The sequence below is a fragment of the Neoroseomonas terrae genome (assembly GCF_018129025.1).
Taxonomy (GTDB): domain Bacteria; phylum Pseudomonadota; class Alphaproteobacteria; order Acetobacterales; family Acetobacteraceae; genus Neoroseomonas; species Neoroseomonas terrae.
Window position 1 is genome coordinate 17,664 of the sequence record NZ_JAAEDI010000018.1, and the last position, 19,834, is coordinate 37,497.

The 19,834-nt window shown below is 68.5% G+C and carries 20 protein-coding genes and 1 tRNA gene; 5 read left to right on the forward strand and 16 right to left on the reverse strand.

Features of this window, described 5'->3' with window-relative positions:
• Positions 1-93: 93 nt before the first annotated feature.
• The gene (locus GXW78_RS17035) at positions 94-363 is read left to right on the forward strand and encodes a hypothetical protein (protein ID WP_211870045.1); all 270 of its coding nucleotides are present in this window, start codon (positions 94-96) and stop codon (positions 361-363) included.
• Here GXW78_RS17035 and GXW78_RS17040 read toward each other — a convergent pair.
• Positions 356-592 (reverse strand): hypothetical protein, encoded by a 237-nt coding sequence (locus GXW78_RS17040; protein ID WP_211870046.1) that lies wholly within the window; start codon positions 590-592, stop codon positions 356-358. The genes GXW78_RS17035 and GXW78_RS17040 overlap by 8 nt on opposite strands.
• On the opposite strand from GXW78_RS17040, the gene GXW78_RS17045 reads away from it, so the two are divergent.
• Together GXW78_RS17045 and GXW78_RS17050 are read left to right on the forward strand one after the other, a co-directional pair.
• A complete protein-coding gene (locus tag GXW78_RS17045; protein WP_211870047.1) occupies positions 591-1,817 on the forward strand; it encodes a site-specific integrase in 1,227 nt (408 codons plus the stop codon). The two genes, GXW78_RS17040 and GXW78_RS17045, sit on opposite strands and share 2 nt — an antisense overlap.
• A gap of 453 nt (positions 1,818-2,270) precedes the next feature.
• Entirely contained in the window at positions 2,271-2,735 is a 465-nt protein-coding gene (locus GXW78_RS17050) for a hypothetical protein (RefSeq protein ID WP_211870048.1), read from the forward strand.
• A gap of 91 nt (positions 2,736-2,826) precedes the next feature.
• On the opposite strand, the gene GXW78_RS17055 is transcribed toward GXW78_RS17050, so the two are convergent.
• The 6 genes from GXW78_RS17055 to GXW78_RS17080 all read right to left on the reverse strand — a co-directional run bounded on the left by GXW78_RS17055 (position 2,827) and on the right by GXW78_RS17080 (position 8,581).
• Positions 2,827-2,902 (reverse strand) — tRNA-Lys (locus tag GXW78_RS17055).
• An 89-nt stretch (positions 2,903-2,991) separates the two neighbouring features.
• On the reverse strand, positions 2,992-4,137 hold the full coding sequence (gene rodA / locus GXW78_RS17060) for a rod shape-determining protein RodA (protein WP_211870049.1): 1,146 nt from the start codon (positions 4,135-4,137) through the stop codon (positions 2,992-2,994).
• Positions 4,134-6,035, reverse strand: coding sequence for a penicillin-binding protein 2 (mrdA, locus tag GXW78_RS17065; protein ID WP_246522322.1), 1,902 nt, complete (start codon positions 6,033-6,035; stop codon positions 4,134-4,136). The genes rodA and mrdA overlap by 4 nt, the downstream gene beginning before the upstream one ends.
• Positions 6,032-6,589, reverse strand: coding sequence for a rod shape-determining protein MreD (locus GXW78_RS17070; RefSeq protein ID WP_246522324.1), 558 nt, complete (start codon positions 6,587-6,589; stop codon positions 6,032-6,034). Before GXW78_RS17070 ends, mrdA begins: the two co-directional genes overlap by 4 nt.
• A gap of 10 nt (positions 6,590-6,599) precedes the next feature.
• A complete protein-coding gene (mreC, locus tag GXW78_RS17075; protein WP_211870050.1) occupies positions 6,600-7,466 on the reverse strand; it encodes a rod shape-determining protein MreC in 867 nt (288 codons plus the stop codon).
• A gap of 71 nt (positions 7,467-7,537) precedes the next feature.
• On the reverse strand, positions 7,538-8,581 hold the full coding sequence (locus GXW78_RS17080) for a rod shape-determining protein (protein WP_211870051.1): 1,044 nt from the start codon (positions 8,579-8,581) through the stop codon (positions 7,538-7,540).
• 202 nt (positions 8,582-8,783) lie between these two features.
• Between GXW78_RS17080 and GXW78_RS17085 the strand changes: the two genes are divergently transcribed.
• Positions 8,784-9,014: a hypothetical protein gene (locus GXW78_RS17085; RefSeq protein ID WP_211870052.1), complete on the forward strand. Its 231-nt coding sequence runs from the start codon at positions 8,784-8,786 to the stop codon at positions 9,012-9,014.
• Between the two features lie 10 nt (positions 9,015-9,024).
• Here GXW78_RS17085 and GXW78_RS17090 read toward each other — a convergent pair whose 3' ends face one another.
• The 8 genes from GXW78_RS17090 to GXW78_RS17125 all read right to left on the reverse strand — a co-directional run bounded on the left by GXW78_RS17090 (position 9,025) and on the right by GXW78_RS17125 (position 17,931).
• Positions 9,025-9,213 carry a hypothetical protein gene (locus tag GXW78_RS17090; RefSeq protein ID WP_211870053.1) on the reverse strand — a complete coding sequence of 63 codons (189 nt, stop codon included), beginning with the start codon at positions 9,211-9,213 and terminating at the stop codon, positions 9,025-9,027.
• Positions 9,214-9,281: 68 nt separating this feature from the next.
• Complete coding sequence (locus GXW78_RS17095; protein WP_211870054.1) at positions 9,282-10,862, reverse strand: 2-isopropylmalate synthase; 1,581 nt, start codon at positions 10,860-10,862, stop codon at positions 9,282-9,284.
• Positions 10,863-11,139: 277 nt separating this feature from the next.
• Complete coding sequence (locus GXW78_RS17100) at positions 11,140-12,699, reverse strand: ABC transporter substrate-binding protein (RefSeq protein WP_211870055.1); 1,560 nt, start codon at positions 12,697-12,699, stop codon at positions 11,140-11,142.
• Complete coding sequence (locus tag GXW78_RS17105) at positions 12,696-14,147, reverse strand: amidase (protein WP_211870056.1); 1,452 nt, start codon at positions 14,145-14,147, stop codon at positions 12,696-12,698. The genes GXW78_RS17100 and GXW78_RS17105 overlap by 4 nt, the downstream gene beginning before the upstream one ends.
• Positions 14,148-14,244: 97 nt before the next feature.
• Positions 14,245-14,520 carry a hypothetical protein gene (locus GXW78_RS17110; RefSeq protein WP_211870057.1) on the reverse strand — a complete coding sequence of 92 codons (276 nt, stop codon included), beginning with the start codon at positions 14,518-14,520 and terminating at the stop codon, positions 14,245-14,247.
• Positions 14,517-15,488, reverse strand: coding sequence for a tripartite tricarboxylate transporter substrate binding protein (locus tag GXW78_RS17115; RefSeq protein ID WP_211870058.1), 972 nt, complete (start codon positions 15,486-15,488; stop codon positions 14,517-14,519). Before GXW78_RS17115 ends, GXW78_RS17110 begins: the two co-directional genes overlap by 4 nt.
• A gap of 87 nt (positions 15,489-15,575) precedes the next feature.
• Positions 15,576-16,517, reverse strand: a complete 942-nt coding sequence (gene puuE / locus GXW78_RS17120; RefSeq protein WP_211870059.1) for an allantoinase PuuE — start codon at positions 16,515-16,517, stop codon at positions 15,576-15,578.
• A gap of 79 nt (positions 16,518-16,596) precedes the next feature.
• Entirely contained in the window at positions 16,597-17,931 is a 1,335-nt protein-coding gene (locus GXW78_RS17125) for a tetratricopeptide repeat protein (RefSeq protein ID WP_211870060.1), read from the reverse strand.
• A gap of 196 nt (positions 17,932-18,127) precedes the next feature.
• Here GXW78_RS17125 and GXW78_RS17130 point away from each other — a divergent pair, with 196 nt between their 5' ends.
• Entirely contained in the window at positions 18,128-18,751 is a 624-nt protein-coding gene (locus GXW78_RS17130; protein WP_211870061.1) for a TetR/AcrR family transcriptional regulator, read from the forward strand.
• Positions 18,752-18,810: 59 nt separating this feature from the next.
• Here GXW78_RS17130 and ilvC read toward each other — a convergent pair whose 3' ends face one another.
• Positions 18,811-19,827, reverse strand: a complete 1,017-nt coding sequence (gene ilvC / locus GXW78_RS17135; RefSeq protein ID WP_211870062.1) for a ketol-acid reductoisomerase — start codon at positions 19,825-19,827, stop codon at positions 18,811-18,813.
• Positions 19,828-19,834: the final 7 nt, after the last annotated feature.

Genomic DNA, 19,834 nt, shown 5'->3' on the forward strand with positions numbered 1-19,834 from the left:
CTTGCCCTGCGGGGTGCTGATCCTTGGCAGCTCTGCGCTGCTGTGGGTCGGCGCCTACATGCTCGGCGGCCTGCTGCTCGACATGGTGCAGCTGTGAACGCCTTCGCCGAGAAGGCGCGCCTCTGGCAGCCGGAGCAGGTGGCGGATCGGCTGGCGCTGTCGCCGGCCGCCTTCGCCGCGCGGCGCCGGCGCCTCGAGGATGAGCACGGCTTTCCGGGGCCCGTGCCGGGGCTGGGCCGCCGCTGGAACCCGGCGGCGGTCGAAGCGTGGCTAGCGCGGCAGGCCGGAGGAATTCCGGATTCACAGCCGGAGACACCGGAAGACATCCTGATCAGCCGCGCGCGGGCGATGGCGGTTAGCTGATCCAGTGAAGAAGGGCCCAGTAAATGGGCCAAATCGTCGACAGGAAGCCGTTGACTGGCACCGCGATGAGCCAGTTCCACGCGTTGTATGGGTAATCATCGAAGAACGTCAGATAGAGGAAAGTGGCGCAGGAGGCTGCGAAGTACAGCAGCGCCACCGGTTGAGCACGATCCATTGCGACCTCCCGACTACGTGAGGCACGGTATCTCAGGGAGATCAAGGCTGTCATGGCGAAGCTGAAGATCCGCCACCTGGTGGCGAAGGCGCTCAAGGGCGGCAACAAGCTCTATTACTGGCAGCCCCCTGCTGCGCTGCGCGCGGAGGGCTGGAAGGCGGAGCGCCTGCCGGACGATCGGCTAGCTGCGATCGCGCGCGCCGAGGTGCTGAACGCGGATCTTGATGCCTGGCGCAAGGGCGAGGTCGCGCTGTTGGCGCCGTCGACCGCGAAGGCCCGCACGAAGAAGGCCGCACCCGGCACTGTCGCCGCGCTGCGCATCGACTACGAAGCCAGCCGTTGGTGGACGAAGCTCGCCCCGAAGACGCGCAAGCAATACGAATGGGCGCTCGACGCGATCGAGGATTGGGCCGGCGACCAGCCAGCGCGCGGCATCACGCCGCCGGCGGTGCAAGCCTTCTACGAAATGATGCTGCGCCGGGTGGAGACGCAAGGCCGCAAGCGCGTCGTCATCGAGACGCCGGCGAAGGCTGCGGCCGCGGTGCGTGTGCTGCGCCTGTTCCTCGCAGCCGGATCGCGCCTCGGCTACCTGCCGCCTGACAGCAATCCTGCTGCGCAGCCTGGCATCAGCCTGCGCCGCGCGCGGGAGCCGGTGCTGTGGAAGCCGGAGCACGTGCGGCAGATGGCGGCCGTCGCCGATCGGCTGAGCTGGCGCAGCGTCGGCACCGCCATCCTGCTGAATGAATGGATCGGGCAGCGCGAGGCGGACGTGCTGAAGCTGCCGCCATGGAAGGTTTCGGCCGAGGCGCTGCTGATCCAGCAGGGCAAGACGCGGCGCTGGGTGTCACTGCCGATCCACCTGGTGCCGCAGCTGGTCGAGCGGGTGAAGGGCGAGACGGAGCGGCCAGGTGCGGTGCAGTCCCTGACGCATCTGCTCGTCCATGAGGGCACCGGGCAGGAGTGGAACGAGCACACCTTCCGGCACGTCTTCGCCGAGGTCCGCGCCGCCGCCGTCGCCGGGATGCCGGCCGAGGGCGAGGCGCCGGCGATCGAGCCGATGCCGAGCTGCGCCGATCTTCGCTTCATGGAGCTGCGGCACACCGCGGTGACGCGGCTGCACGAAGCCGGGGTGGATGACCTTGGCATCGCCGGCATCACCGGACACACGCCAGGCAGCGTGAAGGCTATCCTGGCGCGGCACTACATCATCCGCACCGCGAAGGCGGCGGAGGGGGCGTTCAGGAAGCGTCTGGCGGCGGAAGGTAACGACGCCTCATGAGTGCGAATGTCGCTTGATCAGGGTCCGGAGGCGCGGCAAGACTAGGGTGGAAGCGGCAAGCTCGCGCCTGCCGCCTCCGGTCGATCTGAAGGGTGGCCTGGAAGCCTTACTTCCCCTTCTTGATCGTCTCGACGATGTGCGTCGACGGCTTATTGGTCGCCGTCTTCACCGTCGTGAACTGACCGTTTCCGGCATTTCTGCCGATCGTGGTCGTAGTAGCCATGCTTCATCACCCCCTCTCAGGACACGGTGCGTCAACACCGGTGTCCTCAGAGGGGGCTGTTGCCTAACCATTCCAATTTACGCGCCTTGGCCCGAGTCGGGGGAGTCTTTTTGGACGACGCCCCGTCGCCCACGCCGGACTCGACGCCAAGAACGAACTGTGAACATTCTTAGCCAATGGATCAGGACCCACAGGCGCCAGCGGCCATCGATCGCGCAGTTATCACCGCGATGGAAGACCTTGTCCGGAACGCCATCAATCAGCGCGCAGCATCGGTCGACGAAGCTGCCGCCCTCGCTGAAGGCTACTGCTTCGCTCGCTATCCTGCCCTGCCCGCGACGACGCTGCGCGACGCCGTGGACCACGTGCTGATGACGCTGCAGATCATGCGCGCTGCGCCCCTGACGATTGATCGGGACGGGCAGGAGTTGCGCGAGATGGATGACATCACGCTCACCCGACACCTGTCGTACATGCTGCGGTTCAGTGAGACAGGGCGCCCGCTGAGTGCTCGGCACATCGGGGTGAATGGCGATGCGACGCCCGCTGCGGCTTGGCAGCTGGTGCATCACATGCGAGCCCGCGGCTTCGTCATTATGGCGCCGACAAGGAGTGCTGGTCGGGGATCGGCCGGCCCTTACGCGCCGAACGCGCCGGAGGCCTATCGGCCGCCGCAGCCGAGGTCTCAGAGATAGCGTTAGGGGAGGTCGAAAACTTCCAACTCAGGGGCAGTTGGAATTCCAACTCTGTGTTCTAGGGCTGTTCTGTAACAACCCAGGAATTCTTTGGTGGGCGCACAAGGACTCGAACCTTGGACCCGCTGATTAAGAGTCAGCTGCTCTACCAACTGAGCTATGCGCCCGCCGGGCGCCGTCGTGACCGCCGGCGCCGGGGAGGCGCTTCATACCCTGCACGGCGACTTTGTCCAGCCCCTTTGCGCGACGGCAGGCGCTATTCGCGCATGGGTCCCATCTCGGCGTCCCGATGCACATAGGCCGACAGCAGCAGACCAAAGCCGACCATCACCGTCAGCATCGCCGACCCGCCATGGCTGATCAGCGGCAACGGCACACCGCCCACGGGGATCGACCCCGTCACCATCGCCACGTTTACGAAGACGTAGAGAAAGAAGTTGGTGCCAAGCCCGATCGCCAGCAGGCGCCCGAACTGATGCCGACAGCGGAAGGCCACCAGATAGCAGAAAACCACGACCAGCAGGAGCATGGTCAGGGTCGTCAGGGCCCCGACCAGGCCGAACTCCTCGGCGATCATGGTGAAAATGAAGTCGGTCTGCTTTTCAGGCAGGAAGTTCAGGTGGCCTTGCGTACCCTGCAGGAACCCCTTCCCCCAAAGCCCGCCGGACCCGAGCGCGATCTTCGATTGGATGATGTTGTAGCCCGCGCCGAGCGGATCGCTTTCCGGGTCCAGGAAGGTCGTGATGCGCGCCCGCTGGTAGTCGTGCAGTCGCTCGTAGGCGATGGGCGCGGCGATCGCCGCAGCCCCGAAGCCGATCGCGAACTTCCACCACCGCATGCCCGCGGCCCAGAACACTGCCGCGCCCACCATGCAGGTGATCAGCGCCGTGCCAAGGTTCGGCTGCTTGAGGATCAGCCCGACCGGCACCAGCACCGCGATCGCCGGCGGGATGAGGAACAGCGGATTGCCCACCTTCTCCCACGACGCCCGATGGAACCAGGATGCGAGGGCGAGGACGAGCATGATCTTCATCAACTCGGACGGCTGGAGCTGGATCGGGCCGATGTCGATCCAGCGCTGCGCCCCCTTGCCGATGTTGCCGTGCAGCAGCACCAGAACGAGCAGCGCGATACCGCCGAGATATCCGACCCAGGCGAAGCGGGCGATCACCCGGATATCCACCATCGCAATGCCGAGCATCAGCACAACGCCGAAGCCGAAGCGCAGCGCGTGCTTCTGCGCGTAGGTGTCGGGATTGCCGCTGCCAGCCGACAGCAGCGCCACATAGCCCACCGCCGCCACGCCGCAGAGCAGCAGCACGAAGGACCAGGGCACCTGCCAGAACTTCTCGAGGATCCCCGCACCGCGGTCGCGGGTCAGTAGCCGGCGCTCGAAGATCATCGCGGCCCCTCCGCCACGCGCTGGCCAGGCCGCTGAGGGCCGAGCCGCTGGAATGCCTCGATCATGATGTCCCGCGCGATCGGCGCGGCGGCACCCGATCCGCTGGTGCCGTGCTCGACGATGACCGACAGCGCATAAAGCGGATTGTCGTGCGGCGCGTAGCAGACGAACAGCGCATGGGGCCGCCATTCGCGCGGCACCGCATTCACATTGAAGCCACGCTCGCGCTGTTCGCGCGTCACGCGGCGAACCTGGGTGGTACCGGTCTTGCCGGCCATCTGGCCGTACTGCCCCGGCAGGCGCGCGATCCCCGCCGTACCGCCACCGTTGACCACGGCCCACATCGCCTCACGGATCAGCCGGAGGTCGTTGTCGGACACGCCGAGGCTAGGCCAGTCCTCTGCCCTGCTGCCGCGTACCGGCCTGCCGCCGATGCTGCGCGTCAGATGCGGCTGCACGGCGCGACCGGACGCGAGCCGCGCCGTCATCACCGCGAGCGACAGCGGCGTCAGCTGGTAGAACCCCTGCCCGATCCCATGCACGATGGTGTCGCCGATGGACCAGGATTTCCCCTGGGCGAGGCGCCAGCCCCGCGTCGGCATCAGGCCGCGCCGCGTGCCCGGCAGCTCGATATCGAGATCCACGCCGAGGCCGAACCTATTCCCCATCGCGGCGATGCGGTCCATGCCGACGCGCCGCGCCATCTCGTAGAAGTACACGTCGCAGGACGCCATGATGGCGGTGCGCATGTTCATCCCGCCATGGCCGTTGCGGTTGTGGCAGTGGAAGCGCGTATCGCCGAAATCGAGGTGGCCGGGGCAGCTTACGATATCGCCTGGCCGGCACACCCGTGCCTCCAGCGCCGCCAGCGCCACGATCATCTTGAAGGTCGATCCTGGCGCGTAGAGCCCGTTGGTCGCCTTGTTGATCAGCGGCGTGGTGCGCGCCGCGGTCCATTGCCGCCACTGGGCGGCGGAGACGCCGGAATTGAAGATGTTCGGGTCGAAGGACGGCTTGGTGGCCATCGCCAGGACCTCGCCGTTCCTCGCATCCAGCAGGACGGCCGTGGTGCCTTCCTCGATCCGGCCGCGGATCGCCTTCTGAAGCTCCGCATCGACGCTGAGCTGCACGTCCTGGCCGGGAATGCCCTCGCGGCGGTCGAGTTCGCGAATGACGCGGCCGACGGCGTTGACCTCCACCTCCACGGCGCCGGCGCGGCCGCGCAGGATGCGGTCGTGGTGTCGCTCCACCCCCGCGCGGCCGACGCGGATGCCGGGCAGCTGCATCAGCGGGTCGTCGCCGACATCGCTTTCCGCCGGCGCTGCAACATAGCCGACGACATGGGCCAGGTGCTCGGTCTCCGGGTACATGCGGGTGGTACCCATATCGACCGAGATGCCCGGCAGGTCGGGCGCGTTCACCTCGATCCGTGCCATCTCGTCCCAGGCCAGGAACTCGCGCAGGACGACCGGGACGAAGCGGCGGTTGCGGCGTATCTCGCGCTCGATGCGCGCCTTCTCATGATCGGCGAGCGGCACGATCTTCGAGAAGGTCTCGAGCGTGGCGCCGACATCGACGGTCTGCTCGGCCACCAGCAGGGCACGCCAGTTCAGCCGGTTGCCCGCCACCACCTTGCCGTTGCGGTCCAGGATGCGGCCGCGCGGCGGGGCAAAAAGACGGGCGCTGACGCGGTTCTCCTCGGCGAGCGTCGCATAGCGCGCGCCCTCCTCCACCTGCAGGCGATAGAGCCGCGAGCCCAGGAAGCCGAAGGCGCCGAGCTGAATGGCGCCCAGCACCGCCGCGCGGCGGGTGAAGATGCCGCGCCGGCGTTCCTCCTCCTTACGCACCGTCCGCTCACGACCGAGCATCCCGCCGCCGCCCCAGGGCCGCCACTTCATGGTTCGGACTCCGCGTGCCGCATCGCCTCATGCACCCGGGTCAGGAGGTAAGCGAGGATGGGATAAAGCCCGCAGGCCAGGAGCGCCGCATAAAGCGCCGGCGCGATCGGCGACAGCCGCAGCGCCAGCAGCGACTGCAACCCCCAGTAGAAGACCACGCTGACCAGTGCCGCGACGCAGAAGCCCAGCCAGACCGCCAGGAAGGATTGCCGCACCAGGGCGAAGCGCAGGCGCACGGCCACTGCGTGCAGCGCCAGCAGGACCAATACCCCGGCGCCCAGGGGCGCATAGGTCAGCAGGTCCAGCAGAAGGCCGAGTAGGAAGACGACCGGCGGCATCATCGCCGCAGGCCGGAAAACCGACCAGAAGGCGACGCAGGGCAACGTCACGGCAAAGACCGGGGATGGCAGGTTGATGGGCGCAGCCGCCAGCACCATCAGGAACGCTGTGGAAAAGCCCGGAAACGCCGTGCGCGCCGCATCGTCGATGCGCCGGAGCAGTCCCGGGGCGGGGGCTGGGCGTCCATGTGGCCGGCGGGCGGGGGGCATGGCCATGGCGATCCCCTCAGCGGCGGCTCTGCCGCGGCTCCGGTCGCGCGACCGCTTCCGGCGGGATGATGCCGCGCAGGCCGTAGTCGAACAGCCGCACCGAATCCAGCCGGTCAAGGCGAGCGAAAAGTTCGACCTCCGGTGATCCCTGGGGTGACATCCGCACGATGCCGACCGGGAGTCCGGCGGGGAAAGCGCCCGCCTCGGCACTGGTGACGATCCGCTCGCCATCCACCGGGATCACGCCTTCCGGCCAGTGGGCGAGGCGCGGCCGCGCGCCGTTGTTGCCGGCCATGATGGCTCGCGCACGGCTCGCTTCGAGGGTCACGGGCACGCGGCTGTTCATGTCGGTGGCGAGCAGGACGCGGGCCGACCGCGTTCCGACCTCGGTCACCCGGCCGACGAAGCCGCGCTCGTCGAGCGCCACCTGGCCCTTGCGGATCGAATGCTGTGGCCCGGTCGCCAGAAGTACAGCACGCGCATAGGTGCCGCCACCATCCGCGACGACCCGCGCCGTGACGAAGGCCGGCGCGGCCTCGGGGAGAAAATTGAGCTGCCGCCGCAGCATGTCGTTCTCGGTCTCGAGAGCGAGGGCGGACGCATGCCAGCGGCGCAGGCGCTCATTGTCCTCGCGAAGCTGGGCGTTGTCCGCGCGCAGGCGCCCGAGCTCCTGGACCTCCTCCACCGCGGAACGCACCGCTGCCATGGGCTCGGCGAGCGCGGCGTAGATCGGGGAGAGGGCGTCGGAGAGATGCGTGCGCAGCCGTTCGGCAAGCAGCGTATCGGCCTTCCCAAGCAACATGACCCCGAAGGCAGCCGCAATCATCAGCGGCAGCGACAGCCGCGCCAGGGCCTGACGGAGCGGAATGCTCAGCCGGATCACGCGCCGCCAATTCCCCGTTCAGGATTGCGAAAGCCCCCGACCCCGCCAGGACGGCGGGGCCGACGTCCATATCAATACATCGAACTCAGGACGTGGCGAAGCCGCTTCATGTCCTCGAGCGCCCGACCGGTGCCGAGCGCGACGCAGGAAAGGGCCTCCTCCGCCACCACGACAGGCAGCCCCGTCGCGTCTCGCAGCACCTGGTCCAGCCGGTTGAGCAGCGCGCCCCCGCCGGTCAGCACGATGCCCTTGTCCACGATGTCCGCGGCCAGTTCCGGCGGGGTGTTCTCCAGCGCGACCTTCACCGCCTCGACAATCTGTGCGACGGGTTCGTAGAGGGATTCGGCGACCTGGCGCTGGCCCACAACGACCTCCCGCGGCACGCCGTTCATCAGGTCGCGGCCCTTCACTTCCGCGAGCGGCCCGTCGTCGCCCTCCTCGGGCGGGGCCGCGGCGCCGATCTCGAGCTTGATGCGCTCGGCCGTCGATTCACCGATCAGCAGGTTAAACTGGCGGCGAATGTAGGAGATGATCGCTTCGTCGAGCTTGTCGCCGCCGACGCGCACCGACCGCGCATAGACGATGCCGCCGAGCGAAATGACCGCGACCTCGGTGGTGCCGCCCCCGATATCGACGATCATCGAACCCGAGGGTTCCGTCACCGGCAGGCCGGCGCCGATCGCGGCGGCCATCGGCTCCTCGATCAGCAGCACCTTCCGCGCGCCGGCCGATTCCGCGCTCTCCTGGATCGCGCGGCGCTCGACGGCGGTGGAGCCCGACGGCACGCAGACGATGATCATCGGTGAGGCGAAGGACCGTCGATTGTGCACCTTGCGAATGAAGTGCTTGATCATCTCCTCCGCCACCTCGAAATCGGCGATCACGCCGTCGCGGAGTGGCCGGATGGCGGCGATGTTGCCCGGAGTGCGGCCGAGCATGAGCTTGGCTTCCTCACCGACGGCAAGCACCTGCTTGCGGCCGCGCAGGTCGGAGATCGCGACCACGCTCGGCTCATTCAGCACGATCCCGCGGCCCTTCACGTAGACGAGCGTGTTGGCCGTGCCGAGATCGATGGCCATGTCGGCGGACAGGAAGCCGAACAGGCGAGAGAACATGCGTAACGACCTTCCGAGGGAGCCGCACAGCCGCGCCGCGGGGCAGTCGCCCGCCGCGTCTAATGGGGCTTGAAGAGGACGGGGGCCTTTACCCCCGCCGGCGCGGACTCTCAAGCCGGATTCCCAGCCCATCCACGACGGGCGCGCAACCGTCCCGGCCGAAGGGCGTTTTCCGCCCAGCACTCACCAGGAGACGGAGACAATGAGAACCACCGCTTTCGCTATCCTCGCCGTTGCCGGACTCACCCTCGGCGCCTGCGGGCAGACGCCCGGCGAGCGCGCGGTCACCGGCGGCCTGCTGGGCGCGGGTGGTGGTGCCGCGATCGGGTCCCTGTCGGGCAATGCGGGGGCCGGTGCGCTGATCGGCGGCGCGGCGGGCGCCATCGGTGGCGCGGTCACCGCTCCGCCGCAGCGGGATTACTACTACCGCTGATTGCAGCGGGTCAGAAAGGCGGCACGGCCTTCGTTTCGCCGGGCCGCATTCCACCCAGATGCCGCAGGATCATCGCATAGTCGCGGTGATCCGGCGGATAGACGAAGCGGGTCTGGCCGGAGGATGAGTCCGGCCGCGGGTTGAGGTCGAGGATGAGCGTGCCATCGGCCTCCATCCGCGCGATGCCAATGGTCCACATGGCCGTCTGCTGCGCCACCGCTCCAGCGGAAACCAGCGCGAGAGGCGCACCAAACAGCGACCGCCGGTTCATGCGCGCAGCACGACCGGCGGCTCGGTGCGCTGGCGCTTCACCAGCAACTTGTTGAGCGCGTGAACATAGGCGCGGGCCGACGCCACGATGGTGTCGGTATCCGCCCCCTGCCCGTCCACCAGCTTACCGTCTTCCTCGAGCCGAACGGTGACGCGGGCCTGCGCATCCGTGCCGCTCGTGACCGCCTGCACGGCATAGAGCTTCAGCGTCACCTCATGCGGGAACGCCTGGCGGATCGCTGCGAAGGTGGCGTCCACGCCACCATCGCCGGTCGCCATGCCGTCGGCCCGGTCGCCGTCGATCTCAAGCGCCACGGTCGCCATCGGCTTCGTGCCCATGCCGGTCGAGACGTTCAGACCGGTCAGGCGAATGCGCTCATTCGCACGGCCGACCTCGTCATCCACCAGCGCGGCGATGTCCTCGTCATAGACCACCTTCTTGCGGTCCGCGACTTCCTTGAACCGGCGGAAGGCGTCGTTGAGCTGGTTGTCGCCGACCTCGTAGCCGAGCGTCTTGAGCCGGTCGCGGAAGGCGGCACGGCCCGAATGCTTGCCGAGGATGATGCTGTTCGTCGTCCAGCCCACGCTCTCCGGCGTCATGATCTCGTAGGTGGAGGCGTCCTTCAGCACGCCATCCTGGTGGATGCCCGATTCATGCGCGAAGGCGTTGCGGCCGACGATCGCCTTGTTGGGCTGCACGTCGAAGCCGGTGATGGTCGCCAGCAGCTTCGACGTCTTCAGGATGCGCTGGGACGTGACGCCCGTCGCGACGCCCAGCGCGTCCTGGCGCGTGCGCAGCGCCATCGCGACTTCCTCGAGGCTCGCATTGCCCGCGCGCTCGCCGATGCCGTTGATCGTGCATTCAACTTGTCGCGCGCCCGCCTGGATCGCGGCCAGCGTGTTGGCCACGGCAAGGCCAAGATCATTGTGGTTGTGCGTGGAGAAGATGACCTTCTCCGCGCCCGGCACCTTGTTCATCAGCGTCGAGAAGATCAGCCCCATATCCGCCGGCAGCGAGTAGCCGACCGTGTCGGGGATGTTGATGGTCGTCGCACCCGCCTTGATCGCAGTCTCGACGCAGCGGCAGAGGAATTCGAGGTCGGAGCGCGATCCGTCCTCGGCCGACCACTCGACGTCGGCCGCGTGGTTGCGGGCGAGCGTCACGGACTGGGTGATGCGCTCCAGCACTTCCTCCCGCGTCATGCGCAGCTTCACGCGCATGTGCAGGTCGGAGGTCGCGAGCACGATGTGGATGCGCGGCCGCGCGGCGAGCTTGGTGGCCTCGGCGGACGCCATGATGTCGGCGGTGTTGGCACGCGACAGGCTGGCGACCACCGGCCCGTCCTTCGCGAAGCGCTTCGCAATCGACTGCACGGAATCGAAGTCGCCGGGGCTGGCGATGGCGAAGCCGGCTTCGAGCACGTCGGCGCCGAGCTCGTGCAGCGCCTCCGCCATGCGCAGCTTCTCCTCGAGGTTCATCGAGAAGCCGGGCGATTGCTCGCCGTCCCGCAGGGTGGTGTCGAAGATGATGATGCGGCCGTCGGCCAGGGTGCCGAACGAAGGATGGTTGATGGCCATGTCAGGCGTTTCCTGTTTGGCGATGAGGGTGATGCGCGCGGTTGGGCTCAGCTTCCCCTGAGCGATGTCCGGCCGAGTTCAGCCGGGCGTCACGCCCAGGGGCGGGTAAGTCGAAGGAGAAGGAGCCCAAGAGGCGCGCGCAGCACGGCCGGGGCGGGAAGCCCCAGGGTCAGGCCGGCCGGGATGGCGCGCAGGATCATCGCGGGCGGACAATAGCCACGGCCGGGGACCCGCCGCAAGGGTCGCGGGAGCAGGCCACCGCCCACTCCCGCGACCGTCAGGCCTTGTCGACCTGCCAGAACAGGCAGAAGCCGCGGGGGATCCCCGTGATGTTCCGGCGGTAGGCCGTCGGGTCCAGCGACTGCCCGAGCGGGACATAGGGCACGTCCAGCATCGCCTGGCGCTGGATCTGCTCGCACAGCGCCTTCTGCGCCGCCTCGTTCGGCGCATCGAACCACTGATCGCGCAGGGCCTCGATGCGCGGGCTGTCGGGCCAGCCGGCGAAGGCCTGCGCGCCATTGCCGCGAAGCGTCAGATGCGCCGCCGGCGTCAGTTGGTCGAGCCCGGCGAAGGTGGTGAAGAAGGCGCTCCAGCCGCCCTGCGTCGGTGGCTCCCGCTTCACCCGCCGCTGGTTCATCGCGGCATTGTCCATCGGCATCGGCTCCACGCGGAAGCCGATGCGCTTCATCAGGTCGACGCCGACCTCCGCCACGCCGCCGATCGCCGAGGCGGAGCTTTGCAGCATCACCACCGTCTCGCCGCCGTAATTGGCCGCCGCCAGGGCTCGGCGCGCCTCCTCGATGCTCATCGGCGGCTCGATGCCGACCTCGGTCGCCATCGGCCCGGGCGCGAAAAAGCCGATGCGGTCGCGCCAGAGGTCGCGCTCCTCCCCCATCATCGTCTGCATGAAGTCGGACTGCACCACGGAGCGCAGCACGATGCGACGGATCTCCGGCCGATCGAAGGGTGGATGCAGATGGTTGAGCCGCATGATGGCGATCTGGCCGCCCGGATCGGTGATCTCGATGCGCACGTCGCGGCTGCGCCGCATCAGCGGCAGCAGGTCGCCCGGCGGCCGCTCGAACCAGTCGACCTCACCGGCGACGATCGCGCTGGCCGCCGTGCCGGGATCCGGCATGGTGACCCATTCCACGCGGTCCAGCTTCACGACCTTCGGGCCGGCGGTGAAGCTGACCGGGCCGTCGGCGCGCGGCACGTAGCCGGCAAACTTGCGGTAGATGTTGCGCGCGCCGGGCACCCGCTCGGCGGTGTCGAAGACGAAGGGACCGCTGCCGATCACCTCCCGCACCGGCTGGAGCGGCGAGGTCATCGCGTGCCGCTCCGGCATGATGCAGGGCATGTTCGATGCCGCCTTGCCCAGCGCTTCCGGCAGCATCGGGAAGGGCCGCTTCAGGCGGAAGACGATGGTGTTGTCCGTCGGCGCGCTGATCTCATCGGTGATCGCCAGCAGCGTCTGGCCGAGCGGGTCGCGCGCGCCCCAGCGGCGGATGGAGGCGACGCAGTCGCGCCCCCGCACGGGCTCGCCATCGTGGAATCGCAGGCCCTCGCGCAGGGTCAGCGTCCAGCGGCGGCCGTCATCCTCCACGACATGACCGGCCACCATCTGCGGATGCGGGCGGTAGTTCTCGTCGAGGCCGTACAGCGTGTCATAGACAAGGTAGCCGTGGTTCCGCGTGACGTAGGTGGAGGTCCAGACAGGGTCCGTGATGTCGAGGTCGTTGCGCGGCACGAAGCGCAGCACCTTGGCCTGCTGCGCCCGTACCTGGGAGGCCGAGAGTGCGGCACCCGCGGCGAGGAGGGTCCGACGCCCGATCATGCCGCCACCTCCAGCGCCGGCAGCACGCGGCCGAAGCCGGGCTGCCCGCCGAGGACCGCCTCCAGCGTCATGGCGATGCGCAGCAGGCGGATGTCGTCGCGATACCGGCCGATCAGTTGAAGGCCGAAGGGCAGCCCGTCCGGCCCGCGTCCTGCGGGGATGGTCGCCACGGGATGCGCCGTCCAGGTGATCGGCGTGTTGATGTTCGCCTTGGGCATGCGGTCGAAATCGTACTCGTCCAGCGCGAAACGGGCATTGTCGGCGGCGAGCGCGGCTTCGCGCCGGTTGATGTCCTCGACCGTCGAGAGCGGTTCCGAGGCGCCTGGCGTGATCAGCACGTCGTAGCCGAGCAGGAAGGTGGCGAGCGAACGGAAAGCGAGCGACTGCGTGCGCTGCGCGTCGGCGATCATGCGCGCGGAGGCCGCGAAGCCGCGCCGCAGGTCGACATTCTTCTGCGGGGTGAGCTTGCCCGCCTCGCTCTCATGCACCGCGCCGTAGGAGACGAGATAGGCCAGGGTGCGCAGCATGTAGAAGGCGCGGGTCATGTCGCCGAGATCGGGCGTCGCCCATTCCACCCGCCCGACATGCGGCGCGATGGCGCCGATCGCTTCCTCGAACCGCGCGCGGATCGCCGGGGTCACCTCGATGCAGCCGAGATCGGGCGACACCGCCACGCGCAGCGTCTTCGGATCCACCATCTGCGGGGACAGCAGCGGCGAAGGGTCGGGGTTCCAGTCGAAAGGATCGAGATGGCTGGAGCAGATCATGCCCGCGAGCAGCAGCATCACATCCTCCGCGCTGCGCGCCATCGGCCCGACCACCGAGGAGACGTCGAAGGCGAGCGGGATGCTCGGATAGGAGATCAGGCCAGGGCTGGGCCGCAGCCCCGCGATGCCATGCGCCGCCGACGGGCCGCGGATGCTGCCGCCCATGTCCGATCCGGTGGCGAGGGGCACCATGTCGCTCGCCAGCGCGGTGCCTGTGCCGCCCGAGGAGCCGGAGCTGGAATACCGGCCGTCATGGGCATTGCGCGTCAGCCCGTAGATGCTGTTCTGCGAGGTGCCGCCCTGCAGCAGCTCCGGCACGTTGGTCTTGCCGATGATGATGCCGCCGGCACGCCGGATCGCGGCGACGGTGGGGGCATCGGCCGCGGCGACGCGGTCCTTGTAGAGCAGGCTGCCGAGCGTGGTGTGCAGTCCTTCCACATCGGTCGATTCCTTGACGGCAACCGGAAGCCCGAAGAGCGGCGGCAGGTCGCCGACGCCGGCATCGGCGCTGGCTGCCTCGGCCTCCGCACGGTCCCAGCACATCTCGACGAAGGCGTTGAGATCCGGGTTCAGCCGCTCAATCCGCCGGCGGTAGGCGCGCAGCACCTCGGCGGCGGAGACGTCGCCGCGCCCCAGGCGGCGCCGCAGTTCGGTGGCGCTCAGCGCCGTCAGCTCGGTCATGGAAGATCCCTCGACATGGTGAGACAAGTCATTCGGACCCTCGGCGGGACAGTGGTCAACCGAGGGACCGGTTCGCGTGGTGCAGCGCGGGTTCAGTTCAGCCGCAGGTGATGCGCCGCACCGCGCCGTCCACGACCAGCACGGTCGCGCGATCCTCGCGGAAATCCTGCGTCATCATCGTGTCCGGACCGCCGACCCGCACCGCGCGGATGCCGGGCATCGCGGCCAGTGCGGTGCGCACATCGGCCTCGCTGCGCCCGATCAGCGCAGGGAATGACGCTTCATGCGCCGCGCAGCCGGCGGCCGCTGCCGGTTGCGCGCAGGCCGCGACGGCGCCGACCAGCAGGGCGGCCATGAGTGCGCCGCGCGTCATTGCGTCCGTCCGTCGCGGGTGAGTTCGGCGATCAGGGGGCGCAGCGTGCGTTCCTCCTCCTCCCAATAGGCGGCGAAGCCGGCGGGGCCCTGGAAGGTGATTGGGATGTTGAGCTGGCTCATTCGTTCGACGTGCTCAGGCGACTTGATGGCCCGTTCCAGGGCGCCGGCGAGCCGGTCGAGCACTTCGGGCGGCAGCCCCGCCGGGCCGACGAAGGCGCGGGTGGAGCCTGCCACGACATCATAGCCCTGCGATCGCGCGGTCGGCACGCCGGGCAGGAAGGCGCTCGGTTCGGGCGCCAGCACCGCGAGCGGTCGCATGGCACCCTGGCGAAGCTGCGCCGCGCTGGTGCCAACGGCGAAGATCGCGGCCTCCGTCTGCCCGCCCAGAAGCGCCGTCAGCGCAGGCCCGGCGCCGTTGAAATGCACCTGGTTGAAGCCGACGCCCGCCAGGCGCTGCAATTGGATCGAGGCGAGATGCTCATGCCCCAATATGCCGTTGTCGGACATGCGGAAATCATCGGGCCGCGCCTTCGCCGCGGCGATCATGTCCGGCAGGCTGCGCAGCGGGCTGTCCGTGCGCACCACGATCGCACCCGGGTCGGTCGCATGCAGCGCGAGCGAGGTGAAGCTCTCCCGCGTAAAACCGGGCTGGCGGGACGGGTCGAGGTAGAGCGTCGTCGTCTGCGGCCAGAGGCCGTAGGCGATGGTCAGCCCATCCGGCCGCGCGCGGGCGGCCTGCCCCATGCCGATCTGGCTGCCAGCGCCGGGCCGGTTCTGCACGACCACGGGGGTGCCGAGTTCGCGTTCCAGCAGCGGCGCCAGGGCGCGCGCGCCGATGTCGTTCCCGCCGCCCGGCGGGTACGGGACGATCAATTCAAGCGTCCGGCCCTGCGCCAAGGCAGGCCGCGTCACGACTGCCGCAGCCGCCGCGAGGGCCAACACCGTCCGGCGCCGCAGGGCGCTCACCTTCGAACCCATCATTCCGGCCCTTTCGCAGTCTGGCGAATGGCCATGCCCGGCGCTGCCGCCGCCTTCTGCCGGGCGGCGCCGTGGTTATGCTAGCGGCGGATGCGTCGACCACCAATGCCGCGCGATGTCGGCGCGGCGACAAATCCAGACATCCTTCTCGCGCGCCACCCGCGCCAGGAAGCGTTGCAGCGCCGCCGCACGGCCCGGGCGGCCGACGAGGCGGCAATGCAGCCCGACCGACATCATCTTCGGCTGGCCGGCGCGGCCTTCGGCCAGCAGCACCTCGAAGGCATCCGTCAGATGGCGTTCCCAGCCGGCCGGCTCGCCGAAGCCGGGCGGCACCGCATACTTCATGTCGTTGTTGTCAAGCGTGTAGGGAATGACGAGATGCGGCTTGCCAGCCGCCGTCACGTAATGCGGCAGATCGTCATCATAGGCATCGGAATCGTAGAGGAAGCCGCCATGCTCGGCGACCAGCCGCCGCGTGTTGGGGCTGATGCGGCCGGTGTACCAGCCGACGGGGCGCGTGCCGGTCAGACGCTCGATCGTCTCGACGCAGCGGGCGATCTCGGCGCGCTCCGTCGCCTCGTCCATCGTGTGGTAGTCGATCCACCGCCAAGCGTGGGAAGCGACCTCATGACCCGCCGCGGCAAAGGCGCGCGCGGCATCTGGGTTCAGTTCCAGCGCCCGGCCGACGCCATAGACGGTCAGCGGGAAGCTATGCGCGGCGAACGCGCGCAGTACGCGCCACACGCCGGCTCGCGCGCCGTAGTCGAACTGGGATTCCACGGTCCGGTTGCGCTCGCCGAGGATGGGCGAGCCACCCGGCACCTCATGCAGGTACAGCTCGCTGCCGGGATCGTCGTTGAGAACCGTGTTCTCTCCGCCTTCCTCGTAGTTCAGCACGAAGGATAGGGCGAGCTTCGCGCCGTTCGGCCACTTCGGGTCGGGCGGCGTCGGGCCGTATCCCAAAAAGTCGCGCGGATAGTCGGTTTCGGCGGCGAGGAGGTGGGGATGGTCCGGCATGCTCGGCCTTCGCGTCTGGGTCGGGCCAGGATGCCAGGGTGGCCGGGCGGTGCGAAGTCTCGCGCCGCCCGGCGTGGGCTCAGGCCGCCAGGGGCCGCCGGAGCGACCGCGCCCGCACCGCCCAGCCCTGCGCCACGGGGCTGCCCTCCTTCGCCGCCAGACGCTCGGCGACCATCGCATCGGCCATGCGGGCGTCGCCCGCGCGGATCGCCGCCTCGCACAGCGTCCAGGAGAGGACGTCGCGCTGGGCATGGCTGCCGCCAAAGCGGTTGGCGATGCCGCGCGCCGGCAGGATGTGGCGCACCGCCCCGGCGTAGTCGCCCTGGCCGAACGCCATCAGGCCGCGCGCCAGCGGCAGCCCGACATCACGCGACATCATCGCATTGGTGCCGGTGCCGACGGCGGCGCGTTCCAGCGTCTCGACGACCGCCAGCTGCGCCGTGCGATCGCCGGTTCCGACGAAGGCCATCATCGCGTGCACGTCGTTGAAGGCGTAGACGCCGTGGCCGATCCGGTCGGTCCAGCGAGGCGACACCTGCGACCAACGCTCGCCCACGTCGTGCCCCAGTACCCACAGCCTCCAGAGCAGCGCCGAGCCGTCGATGGCCTCCAGCGCCTGGCCGAAGCCGCCGGCGGAGACGCGCTCGTCAAACAGCCGCAACGCACCGGCAATGTCGCCCTGGTCGATGCAGAACAGCGCGACGTGCCACCAGTTGTGGAAAGCGAACAGGCTGTCCGGCGACCAACCGGGTGCCGTCGCCTGCATGAAGGCCGCGCCTTCCGCCGCACGTCCCTGCATCTCCATCACATGCGCCACGGCATGCGCGGCCCAGCCGTCGCGCGGGTCGATCGCCACCGCCTCGCGCCCTGCGGCCTCCGCCCCTGCAAAATCGGCACACTCCTCCAGCCCGAAGGCGTGCATGCCGAGCAGGTAGCCATGCCCCGGCATGCCGCGCTGCCAGTGCGGCATCACGCGCGCGACGCGGTCGCGCAGCATCTGCGACTGGCCGAGGAAGAAATCGCCGAGTTGCGCGAACTGCACGGCCAGCAGGTCGGTGGGATGCGCGATGGCGATGCCGGCCCAGGTCTCGGTCGCCGCCTGCAGATCCCCATCCGCCCAGCGCCGCGCCGCGGCGATGTAGGCGCCTTCCCGTGCGTTGGCGCGCGGTGCCAACGCCTCCGCCGCCGCGAGGCTCGATTGCAACTCTGCATCGAAGGTCTTGTCCGTGGTGGTGGCGAAGATGCCCGCGCGGAACGCATGCGCCATCACGCAGTCAGGCTGCTCGGCCAGCAGGGCGTCGATCTCGGCGACCGGATCGGCCTGGTAGATATGGAACTTGGCCATCGCGGCATCGAGGCGGCGGGCCGCATCGTCGCTGCATGAGAGGGCATTGCCCCGGATGTCGGTGGTCATGGCGGGTCCTTTCCGTTCAGCGTGACGGGAGGATGTCGCGCCGAAAGGGGCAGGTTCTCTACCCGTCCCATGGTGCAGCGGGCGCGGGTTTTGCGAAATCCGCGATTTCAACGGCTTGCGAAGTCTTTGGCTGAGACCGAAGCCGGCACCGGCGATTCAACGCACAAGCAGACTGCACTTGCGGTATAGTCATTTCATGAGCGCGACCACCCTCAAGCGGGAGAGCGCCCGCGAACGCATCCTCGACCTGGCGGCTGCGGCGGTCCTGCAGAAGGGATTTGGCGCGACATCGATCGAGGAACTGATCGCCGGCGCCGGCATCTCCAAGAGCGGTTTCTTCTATCATTTCTCCGACAAGAACGCGCTGGCCAAGGCGTTGCTGGAACGCTCGATGGAGCGCGACCGCGAGCTTCTCGGCGATGTCTTCGCGCGCGCTGACGACCTCGCCGACGATCCGCTGCATGGCTTCCTGGTCGGGCTCAAGATGCTGGCCGAGCAGATGGCCGAAATGGCCGAGGTCCATCCCGGCTGCATGGTCGCCTCGATCTGCTACCAGGAACAGTTGTTCGACCGCGAGATCGTCGCCATGAACCGCGCGTCGGTCCTGGAGTGGCGCCAGTATTTCCGGGCGCGGCTGGATGTCATCGCGGCGCGCTACCCGCCGCGGATTGCCGCAGACCTCGACGGCCTGGCGGACATGCTCTCGGTCGTTATCGATGGCGGGATCACCATGTCCAAGGTGACGCGGGACGCCTCAATCCTGGCGCAGCAGGTGGCGCTGTATCGCGCCTTCATCCGCGCGATCTTCCTCGGCACATAAGCGAAGGGCGCCGAGGGTTTCCCCCCGGCGCCCCTAATGCATCCGCGCTGCGGCGCGGCTCAGTTCTTGGCCTTGTCGACCAGCGCGTTCTTGCTGATCCACGGCATCATGCCACGCAGCTTCGCGCCGATCTCCTCGATCGGGTGCTCGGCGTTGCGGCGACGGGTCGCCTTGAAGGACGCCTGGTTCACCTTGTTCTCGAGCATCCAGTCGCGGGCGAACTTGCCCGACTGGATGTCCTCCAGAACGCGCTTCATCTCGGCCTTGGTCTCGGACGTGATGATGCGCGGGCCGGTGACGTATTCGCCATACTCGGCGGTGTTGGACACCGAGTAGTTCATGTTGGCGATGCCGCCCTCATAGATCAGGTCGACGATCAGCTTCACTTCGTGCAGGCACTCGAAATACGCCATCTCGGGGGCGTAGCCGGCCTCGACCAGCGTCTCGTAGCCAGCCTTGATCAGCTCGACGAGGCCGCCGCAGAGCACGGCCTGCTCGCCGAACAGGTCGGTCTCGCACTCTTCCTTGAAGGTCGTCTCGATCACGCCCGAGCGGCCGCCACCGATGGCCGACGCATAGGACAGCGCGATCTCCAGCGCATTGCCCGACGGGTTCTGATGAACGGCAACGAGGCACGGCACGCCACCGCCCTTCTGGTATTCGCCGCGCACCGTATGGCCGGGGCCCTTCGGCGCGATCATGAACACGTCGATGTCGTCGCGCGGATCGAGCAGGTTGAAGTGCACGTTCAGGCCATGCGCGAAGGCGATGGCCGCACCCGGCTTCAGGTTGTCGTTCAGGTGGTCGCGATACAGATCGCCCTGCAGTTCGTCAGGCGTCAGCACCATGACGACATCGGCCCACTTGGCGGCCTCGGCCGGGGTCATCACCTTGAAGCCGGCGGCCTCGGCCTTCTTCCAGGATCCGCCGGGGCGAAGGCCGATCACGACGTCCTTCACGCCGGAATCGCGCATGTTCATCGCATGGGCGTGGCCCTGGGAACCGAAGCCGATGACCGCGACCTTCTTGGCCTTGATCAGGTTCACATCCGCATCGCGGTCGTAGTACACGCGCATGATTGCG